Here is a 9,196-nt window from a genome sequence, read left to right as displayed (position 1 = left end):
GCACCAGCCGTCGACGATGTGCTAGCCGTGACGTTCGCGCTGCATCAGCCAGAGAAAGTACGGGCAGCCGATAAAGGCAGCCAGCAACCCGGCGGAAACCGGCCAGGGATAGGCCAGGTTGCGTCCCAGCCAGTCGGCCAGCAGCATGATCAGCGCGCCGGCACCTGCGCTCAGCAACAGCTGCGGCAGCGCACGGCGCACGCCAAGGTGGCGGGCGATATGCGGTGCGATCAGACCGACGAAGCTCAGAGGGCCGACCATCAGGGTGGATGCGGCCGTGAGCAGGGCGGCCAACAGCAGAATGGCCAGATGGCTGGCGCGCAGGCGCAGGCCGAGCGCTGCCGCTGTACCGTTGCCCAACCCGAGCAGGTCGAGTGGGCGTGCCAGCAGCATTGCAGCGGCGCCCAGCAGTACGGCCATGATCACGGCGGTCGTGGCGGCAGCGGCATCGACCTGATAGGTCGATCCGGTCATCCAGCTCATCAGCGCGGTCATGCGCGGGTCGCCGCTGGCCATCAGCAGGGTGCTCAACGCGCCCATCAAGGTGGTCAGGCACACCCCGGTGAGCAGCAGACGCTCAGGGCTGAAGGCACTGCGCCAGGCGAACCAGAGCAGAGCCGCCAGGGTCAGCAAGGCGCCAAGGCCGGCGGCCGGTAACATCAGCGCCTGCGGCTGCGGTACCAGCAGGAACAGCACCAGCACGCCTAGCGCCGCACCTGAGCTGGCACCCAATACCTCCGGGCTGGCCATGGGGTTACCGGTCAGGCGTTGCACCAGCAGCCCGGCCATGGCCAGCATGGCGCCGGCGGCCAGTGCACCGAACACCCGCGGCAGGCGCCAGTGCAGCTCGCTGAGTTCTGCCCATTGCCAGCCGTGCAGCCCTTTGGCCAAAAACACGGCGGGTATCAGCGACACTAGCAGAAGCCCGAAAACCAGCAGGATGGGCCGCCATGGATGCGCCGTTGGCTGTCCCAGGCTCGTTCTGTGCGGCTGGATACCGCCGCTGCGCTGGCGCGCCAGCAGCCACAGCAGCAGCGGCACGCTGAACACCGCTGTGAGGATGCCGGCCGGGACTTCGCCGACCAGGCGCGACAGCTCGCGTGCGCACTGATCGACCAGGCACAGCAGCGCGGCGCCGAGCAGAGGCGCCCACAGCAGTCGTTGGCGCAGGGTGCGAGCGCCGGTCATGCGCGCGATTGCAGGTGCGGCGAGGCCGACGAAGCCGATGATGCCGACCACACTGGTGGCGAAGGCACTCAACGCCACCGCGATCAGCAGGCCGAAGCCACGGGTGGCGCGCAGCGACACGCCGATGCTGGCAGCGCTCTGGTCTTCCAGACCGAGCGCTGCCAGTGGGCGAACCAGCAGCACCGCGAGCGTGGCGGCGACGGCCAGGCGTGGCGCCAGGTAGAGCACGCCGTCCCAGCCGCTCTGGTTGATCGAGCCGGCCTGCCATAGCAGCAGGTCGATCAGATAGTCGTGGTTGAACAACACCAGCAGGGCGTTCAGCGCATTGCAGTAGAGGCTGATCACCATGCCGGCCAGGATGAAGCGCAGCGGTGACAACTGGCGCCCCCCGGCGAAGCTGAACAGGGCCAGCGTGGCCAGCCCGGCCCCTGCCAGGGTCACGGCTTCCAGGCCATGGATCAGCAAGGTCGGTGCCCAGATGGTGGTAACCGACAGGGCCAGGTTGGCACCGGCCGCGACGCCAAGGGTCACCGGTTCGGCCAGCGGGTTACGCAGAATCTGCTGGAACAGGGTGCCGGCCAGGCCGAGGGCGGCGCCGACCATGAGGCTGACCAGCAGGCGTGGCGCGAAGCTGAAATGCAGCAGCACCTGGTTGGGACTGTCCAGATCCGGTGACCATAATGCTTGCCACCATAGCTCGCGGGGCAGCAGCCCGTTTAGTCCGCGCCACACCAGCAGTGCCGCCAGCGTGGCGATGACCAGGGTGCAAAGCGCTGAACCCCGGCTGCGATTGATGCGTTGCACTGGCAGTCTCAGTGACTCAGCCATGTTGCACCTCCGATCTGTCCAGATAGTCGGCAATGCGCTCGGCCAGGCTCAGGTAAGAGGCCACGCCACCATAGGGATAGAATTTGCCCAGCGCATGCACCTGATTGCGGCGCACCGCCGGTAGGTTGTCCCACAGGGCGTTGGGTTGGCGCAGGCTCTGCAGGCGCGCCGAGGTGGTAGGGATTTCGATGTACAGCAGGTGCGCATCGGGCTGCTCGCTGAGGCGCTCTATGCCGGTGAGGCTAAAGCCCATGGCATTGCTCGGGCCACTCCAGGCGTTGCGTAGCCCCAGCCGCTGCAGCACGTCCTGCGCCATGCTGTGCTGGCCATAGACCGTGGCGTGGCGGCCATCCTGGTTGAGCACGGCGATATACAGCGGCGGTTGTGGGCGTAGCGCCAAGCGAGCGCGCAGAGCGTCCAGGCGTTGCTCCGCCGTTTGCAGATAGACGGCGGCCTGCTCGCTCAGGTGCAGGCGCTCGGCCAACTGGCGCATGAAGGCGCTGGCGCTATTCCATACACCCTGAGTGGTGGGAAAGATGTTGACCACCTCGGTGGGTGCGATACCGCTCAGCGCACGTAGCACACTGTTGGGCAGGGCATCGCTGAGGATCAACTGCGGATTCAACTGATGCAGCAGCTCGAGATTCGGCTCCCAGTAGGGGCCGATATCACGCACGGTCTGCGGCAACGGTGGGGCGGGCATGCGTCTGCGGTAGTAGCCGACATCGGAAATGGCCAGGGGCTCTACACCGAGGGTCAGCAGGGTTTCGGCCGCGGCCCAGTTGATGGCGACCACGCTCTGTAGCGGCTCTGCGCGCAGTGGCAAGCCACAGCCGAGGGCCAGGCCGCCGATGGCCATGGCCTGCAGCAGGTGGCGGCGTTTCAGGAGCCGGTGGGGGAGGGGCGTTGAGGCTGGCAAGTGTTTCTCCAGATATGCGCAAGGCTCCCGCAGGAGCCTGATCAGTCAGCATGCAAAAGCCCGGCACCGCCAATGGCGGTGCCGGGCTTTGCGTCTGGTTACCAGCTGTACTTGACACTGGTCATCAGGTTGCGCTCCAGGCCCACGTAGCAACTGGTTGCGGCGTCACAGGTAGCGATGTAGTCCTCGTTCAACAGGTTTTGCGCGTATACGGCCAGCGTGACGTTTCGCGTCAGTCGGTAGCTGGCCGATGCATCGAACAGGGTGTAGCTGTCGGCACCGAAGGTGTTGGCATTGGTGCCGTACATCGAACCAACGTAACGGGCGCCGGCGCCAAGGGTCAGGCCCTGCAGCGAGCCATTGGTGAAGTTGTAGTTCACCCAGGCCGAAGTCATGTGTTCCGGCACGTTGGCCGGGCGGTTGCCTTCATTGTTGTCGTTGCTGCGGGTGATCTGCGCCTTGGTGTAGGTGTAGGAACCGAGAATATCCCAGTGTTCATCCAGCTTGAGGCGAGCTTCGGCCTCGATGCCACGCGAGCGCTGCTCACCTTCTGCAACGTTGAAGCCGGTAGTGCCGCCACTGCTATTACGCTCGGCGGTGAGGATATTGGTTTTGGTCAGATCGTAGGCGGCCAGGGTCAGCAGCAGGTCGTCATGCGGCTGGTACTTCACCCCCACTTCCCACTGTTTGGCTTCGCTGGGCTCGAAGGTGCTGCCCTGACTGCTGACCCCGGTGTTCGGGACGAAGGATTCGGCGTAGCTGACATAGGGTGCCAGGCCGAAGTCGGTCAGGTAGGTCAGACCTACGCGGCCAGTGAAGGCGTCGTCCTTCTGGTTGGTGGATCGACCACCGGCAATGTTGTTGTCGAAGTCGTTGCGCACGCGATCGTGGCGGCCACCCAGGGTCAGCAACCAGTGATCGTCGAAGTAGATCTGATCCTGGATGTAGGCACCGAGTTGTTCGATGGTCTGGTTGTAGTCGGCTTGTGTTAGCCCGTTGGTTGGGCCCGGCGTCGTTACTGGCTGGCCATAGACGGGGTTGAACACGTTCAGCGTTGGGCCTAAGTTCCGGTAGAAGGTGACGTCTGCGTCCTGCCAGCTATAGTCCACCCCGCTCAGCAGGATGTGGCGGATCGAGCCCGTGGTGAAATCGGCTTGTAGCTGATTGTCCACCGCGAAGGTATCCATGTGCTGATTACGGCGATCCGCAATCCTTACGAGGTTCCCGGTGGTTGAGTTGAATGCGGCCCAGTTGGGCAACAGGTTATTGAACGTCAGATCCACCTGGCCGTAGCGCAGGTTCTGGCGGAACTCCAATGTATCGTTGAAACGATGGCGGAATTCGTAGCCCAGGTTGTACTGATCCTGGTCGAAACGGTTGAAGCTGTGATCGCCCAGCAGCGTATCGGTGGTGTGGCCGTTGGGCTTGGTGTAGACGAACAGGCTGCCGCCGTTGCGATCACGCAGGAAGTCGGTGAGCAGGGTCAGGCTGGTGTCTTCGTCCGGCGCCCAGGTGAAGGACGGTGCGATGTACTGGCGATCATCTTCCAGCTCATGGCCATCGTCGTACTCCAACTGCGTGTTGGCTTCGCGATACAGGCCGACAACGCGGTAGAGGAACTGGTTCTGTTCGTCCAGCGCGCCACCGACATCGAACTGACCCTGGCGGCGATCATGGCTGCCTGCCAAGAGTTGTACTTCGTTGATCTGGTCGGCAGTCGGCTTCTTGCTCACCCGGTTGATCACGCCGCCGGCATCGCCTTGGCCAAACAGGGTGGAAGATGGGCCACGCAGCACGTCGACGCGCTCAAGTGAATAAGGCTCGCTGCGGAACATGGCGTAGTCGTTGGTCTGCTGGCGCAGGCCGTTGAGGTAGTCGCTGGTGCTCTGACCATTGAAGCCGCGGATGAACAGCCAGTCGTAGCCTTTGGGATCCAGACCGTAGGTTTCCACCTTGACCCCGGGTACGTAACGCAGCGCCTCGGTAACGCTTTGGGCGCCCTGTGCCTCCATCTGCGCGCGGGTGATCACCGAGACCGATTGGGGAATTTCCACCAGGGGGGTATTGGTCTTGCTGGCCGTGTTGCTGGTCTTGGGCACGAAACTGCTCTGGCCTTCGATGCGGCCTTCGATCGTTTGTGCCGGCAAGGACACCGCCTGGTCATCAGTGCTGCTGGCAATCAGGCTGATGCGATTACCGTCGACCTGATAGCGCACGTTGGTGCCCTTGAGCAGGGTGTCCAGTGCCTGCAAGGGCTCCATTTCTCCACGCAGGGCAGGACTGCGCAGGCTGGCAAGCTGGGCTGGATTGAAGAGTATTTGCAGGTTGGTCTGTGCCCCCAGGCTGGTCAGCGCCGATGCCAGCGGCTGCGCGGGCAGATCGATGCTCACGGGCTCTGCCAGCAATGGCATGGAGGCACTGAGTGCCAGGCCGAATGCAGCAGCGCGCACCAGTCGGGCAAGGGGCGCGAGCGAAGTGTCGGGTTTGAAGAGTGAACGCGAAGAGTGCACTGCAGTACTCCTGATCGGTGTGTAGTGTTGGTTTTAATTAGAATGATTTGCTTTAAGACGTTTGAGCGTAAAAAAACCGGAACGAAAATTTTTCGTCCGGCTTCTTTTTGCGCGTCATGACATCGCTGAGCTTGCTGCGGCTGGCTCCGGCGTATGCTCTTTTATCGACACGATTCGCCCAGCCGCCATGTGCAACAGGCGGTCAGCGACGTGGAAGTAGCGGTCGTCGTGAGAAATGACGATCAGCGTACGGCCCTGCGCCCTTAGCTCCGGCAATAGCTCGGTGTAGAAAATGCGGCGGAACTCTGGATCCTGATCAGCCGCCCATTCATCGAACACCAGCACCGGACGTTTCTCCAGCCAGGCCTGCACCAGCGCCAGGCGCTTGCGCTGGCCGGTGGATAGGTCGGTAGTGGAGTAATTGTGGTCATCCAGGCTGACCTTGTGAGCGATCTCCAGCCGCTCCAGGTAGCGGTTGGCTTCGGCCGGGATGTCCTGGCTGCCCTTGAGCAGATCCTCGAAGAGGAAGTAGTCGGCGAAGATGGTGGTGAACAGTTGGCGGTAATCATCTCTATCTGCGTCGGTGACTGGCTCGCCATTGAGCAGAAGTTCGCCCCCTTTGGGGACGTAAAGGCCCAGCAGCAGCTTGATCAGTGTGGTCTTGCCACAACCGTTTTCGCCCGCGATGAAGAGAATCTCGCCGGGGCGGATATGCAAATCCACCGGGCCGACACCAAAACCCTCGCCGCCATCTTCGGTGGGGTAGCGGTAGTGCAGGCCGCGCAGTTCGATGCCTTGCATCGGCGGGACGCTGCGGCCGTCGTCGCGTAGCAGCAGGTTGGGTTCCGGTGAGGAGAAGCGCTGCGACAGCTCGGCGATACGGCGGAAGGCTACCTGGGCGCGACTGACGATAGGCAACTGGCCGACCAGATGCTCCAGGGGGCCTTTCATATACAGCAGCACCAGGATGAAGCCGCTCAGTGTCGCCTTGTCGGTACTGGGCCAGAAGCTCTGGTAGGCCAGGGCCACGCCGATGACGATGAAGAACAGGGTCGAGCCGAAACCCTTGGCGATCACGAACAGGTTGATCGAGCGAATCTGAATGTCGCAGATGCGTTCGGCTGTGCCCTGCAGGCGCTCGCTGTAGTGCTGGAAGCGGCGCGGACGACTGATGCGCAGTTCCTTGGCGCCTTCGGCCATGGCTCGGTAGTGCTTCTGCAGGTCGTCCTCAGCGTCACGGGCCTGGAAGAAACCACGGATGCCCTTGCTGCGCGCCACGTACTGGATGGCGCTGCCAATGACGATCGCCAGGGCAGTGGTGAGGAACATGGGCAACGACAGCGAGGCCAGGTAGCCCAGGCAGCCCAGGGTGACGGTCAGTGACACCGCCAGCGGAGCGAAGGCGAAAGCGAAGTCGCTGATGGTGTCGATGTCATGGGTCAGCACCGGAATCAGGCGGTGGCTGCGGTAGCGCTCGATCTGGTCGATCGGTGCCGAGATGATCTTGCTGCCCAGATCCTTGCGCAGCCTGGCGATGACGTGTTGGCCGACATAGTTGGTGCCGATGTCGGAGATGATCGAGCCGACCAGCGCCATCAGGCACAAACCGGCGAAGCCCAGTAGCAGGGCGCTCTGCATGCCTTCGTCAGAGTGCAGGCTGTAGTTGATGGTGGCCAGAAGCGCCGTAATGCTGGCACCACCAAGAATGCCCAGCAGGGTGGCGGCGGCGAGTTGCGGGGCGAACGGGCGTAACAGCCGGAAGAGTTCGCGGAACGTACTTTGCGGAGGTGTCTGCATCATCCAGTCCTGAGGCTCGGCGCAAGGCTGCGCCGGAAAACGAGGCAACGCGGTTGCAATCGAAATGACTGCAAAGCCGAATCGTTCTTGTTAAGACGAATGAGGCAGGAGAAAACTCAACGAAAACCCGCGATCGGACTGGCAGTGCTGATTTCGTTTCGGGTGCAAGCGAGGTCGTTACGTGACACACCACCCTTTAGAGCGAGGCGTAGCGGCTCTTCAGCACCAGTGCGCCGTCCTCGTGACGCTTCAGTTCGATGGGCAGCACGGTCGGTAACGATTCGATCAGCGCTTTGAGGTCATCGGTGCGATAGATTCCCCCGATACGCAGGTTGCCACTGGCGGCGTCGCCCAGGCGCACCGGTCGTTCGAGATAGCGGTTGATCAGGGGCAGGGCGACGTTGAGTGACAGGTCATCCAGCACCAGTTTTCCTTCGATCCAGGCAATGGCGCTGGCGGTACTCGCCTGTTCCACGTCGATCTGGTTGCTGCCCTGGCGGTAGCGCGCCTGCATGCCGGGCGAAAGCTGCGCCTGGCTACCCTGGACGCCACTCGGTGGGCTGACCACCACGGCGCCTTCGAGCAGGCTGACCAGCATCTGCTGGTCGTCTGTCCAGACGTTGAAGCGGGTGCCGGTGACGCGAACCTGACCGTTGTCGGTCAGCACGCTAAAGGGATGTGCGCTGTCGTGGGCAACCTCGAAGTAGCCTTCGCCGCCGCTATTGAGCCAGGCACTGCGGCGATCGCGGAAGCTGGCGAAGATCAGCCAGCTGTGGCTGTTCAGTTGCACGTGCGAGCCGTCTGCCAGCATGACCTGGCGTGGGGTCTCCTGCGCTGCGTAGTAGCCGGCCTGCGCTGGCAGCAGACCGGCCGACCAACCGCCCAGCCAGATGGTCACCGCTCCCAGCATGGCGGCAGTGGCCATTCTGGCGGCGCGCCAGCGTTTGCGCTGACGACGGGGGCGAGCGGTTGCGTGTCGAGGCGCAGGTACATGCGCCGGGCGCAAGTGATCGGCCAGTTGCCAGATCCCCAGCATTACGTCGTACTCGTGCTGATGACTGGGGGCGGCGGCTATCCAGCGAGCGAAAGCCTGGCGCTCCTCGGCCGTGCAGTCCGCATCATGCAGGCGCGCGCACCAGTGCGCCGCCTCGATGCTGACGCGTTCGTCTTCGTCGCTGGATTGCTGCTCGATCATTCGGGCGTTCCGAGGTTTTGCAAGGCTTTCATTTGCATAAAATGCGAGTGATTATAAGTATCGCTGAGCCGGGCTGTCAGCAAGTGTCTGTTGCCGTGACACATCAGGAACCTGCGCGGGGCGGTTCCTCCAGGGGTTTAGAGAGCGTTGTGATTCAGCATTACCAAGAATTGATCCGCTACCTCAATCGCACGCTGGGTGATCGCCAGGCAGCTGCGGATCTGGCTCAGGAGAGCTTCTTGCGGCTGCTCGAGCGAAAGACCATGGATGTCATCGAGCAGCCGCGCGCCTTTCTCTTTCGTACCGCCATCAACCTGAGTGTTGACCGGCACCGCAGTGCGCTGGTGCGTGCTGCTGAGCCGCTCGAATCACTGGGGCACGATGAACTCGACGACGCGTGTGACCCGCAGGCTCAGGCCAGCCAGGCGCAGCAACTGGGCCTGTTGAAGCGCGCATTGGACGAACTACCAGCGGTTTGTCGCCAGGCGTTTCTGTTGCGCAAGATGGAAGGCTGTTCTCATGCCGAGATCGCCGAGCGCATGGGCATCTCTCGCGATATGGTGGAGAAGCACATCGTCAACGCCATGAAACATTGCCGCATGCGTCTGCGTCATTGGGCGGGGTGAGACCCGAGTGTCGATCCAGTATCAATAATGAGAATGATTATAAATTTCTGAGTGCCTGCCTCGTCTTTTCTTCAAGACCGCAGTCTCACGCCTTCAGGCCGAGCAAGCGGACTCTCCCAGACAGGCCCATGGC

General features: G+C 62.6%; 6 protein-coding genes. 1 reads left to right on the top strand and 5 read right to left on the bottom strand.

Features of this window, described 5'->3' with window-relative positions; translation table 11 throughout:
* Positions 1 to 21: 21 nt before the first annotated feature.
* The 5 genes from fhuB to VC352_RS04085 form a co-directional block, all read right to left on the bottom strand.
* Positions 22 to 2,016 carry a Fe(3+)-hydroxamate ABC transporter permease FhuB gene (gene fhuB, locus VC352_RS04105; protein WP_322978314.1) on the bottom strand — a complete coding sequence of 665 codons (1,995 nt, stop codon included), beginning with the start codon at positions 2,014 to 2,016 and terminating at the stop codon, positions 22 to 24.
* A complete protein-coding gene (locus VC352_RS04100; RefSeq protein ID WP_322978313.1) occupies positions 2,009 to 2,935 on the bottom strand; it encodes an ABC transporter substrate-binding protein in 927 nt (308 codons plus the stop codon). The genes fhuB and VC352_RS04100 overlap by 8 nt, the downstream gene beginning before the upstream one ends.
* 98 nt (positions 2,936 to 3,033) lie before the next feature.
* A complete protein-coding gene (locus VC352_RS04095) occupies positions 3,034 to 5,445 on the bottom strand; it encodes a TonB-dependent siderophore receptor (protein ID WP_322978312.1) in 2,412 nt (803 codons plus the stop codon).
* A 114-nt stretch (positions 5,446 to 5,559) separates the two neighbouring features.
* Positions 5,560 to 7,242 carry a cyclic peptide export ABC transporter gene (locus VC352_RS04090; protein ID WP_416340079.1) on the bottom strand — a complete coding sequence of 561 codons (1,683 nt, stop codon included), beginning with the start codon at positions 7,240 to 7,242 and terminating at the stop codon, positions 5,560 to 5,562.
* Between the two features lie 196 nt (positions 7,243 to 7,438).
* On the bottom strand, positions 7,439 to 8,437 hold the full coding sequence (locus VC352_RS04085) for a FecR family protein (protein WP_322978310.1): 999 nt from the start codon (positions 8,435 to 8,437) through the stop codon (positions 7,439 to 7,441).
* Between the two features lie 149 nt (positions 8,438 to 8,586).
* On the opposite strand from VC352_RS04085, the gene VC352_RS04080 reads away from it, so the two are divergent.
* Positions 8,587 to 9,063 (top strand): sigma-70 family RNA polymerase sigma factor, encoded by a 477-nt coding sequence (locus tag VC352_RS04080; protein WP_322978689.1) that lies wholly within the window; start codon positions 8,587 to 8,589, stop codon positions 9,061 to 9,063.
* The last annotated feature ends 133 nt before the right edge of the window (positions 9,064 to 9,196 follow it).

The sequence above is a fragment of the Pseudomonas sp. C11 genome, assembly GCF_034683865.1.
Classification (GTDB): Bacteria; Pseudomonadota; Gammaproteobacteria; order Pseudomonadales; family Pseudomonadaceae; genus Aquipseudomonas.
The sequence above is the reverse complement of the archived record's forward strand: the minus strand, read 5'-3'. Positions and strand labels throughout refer to the sequence as shown.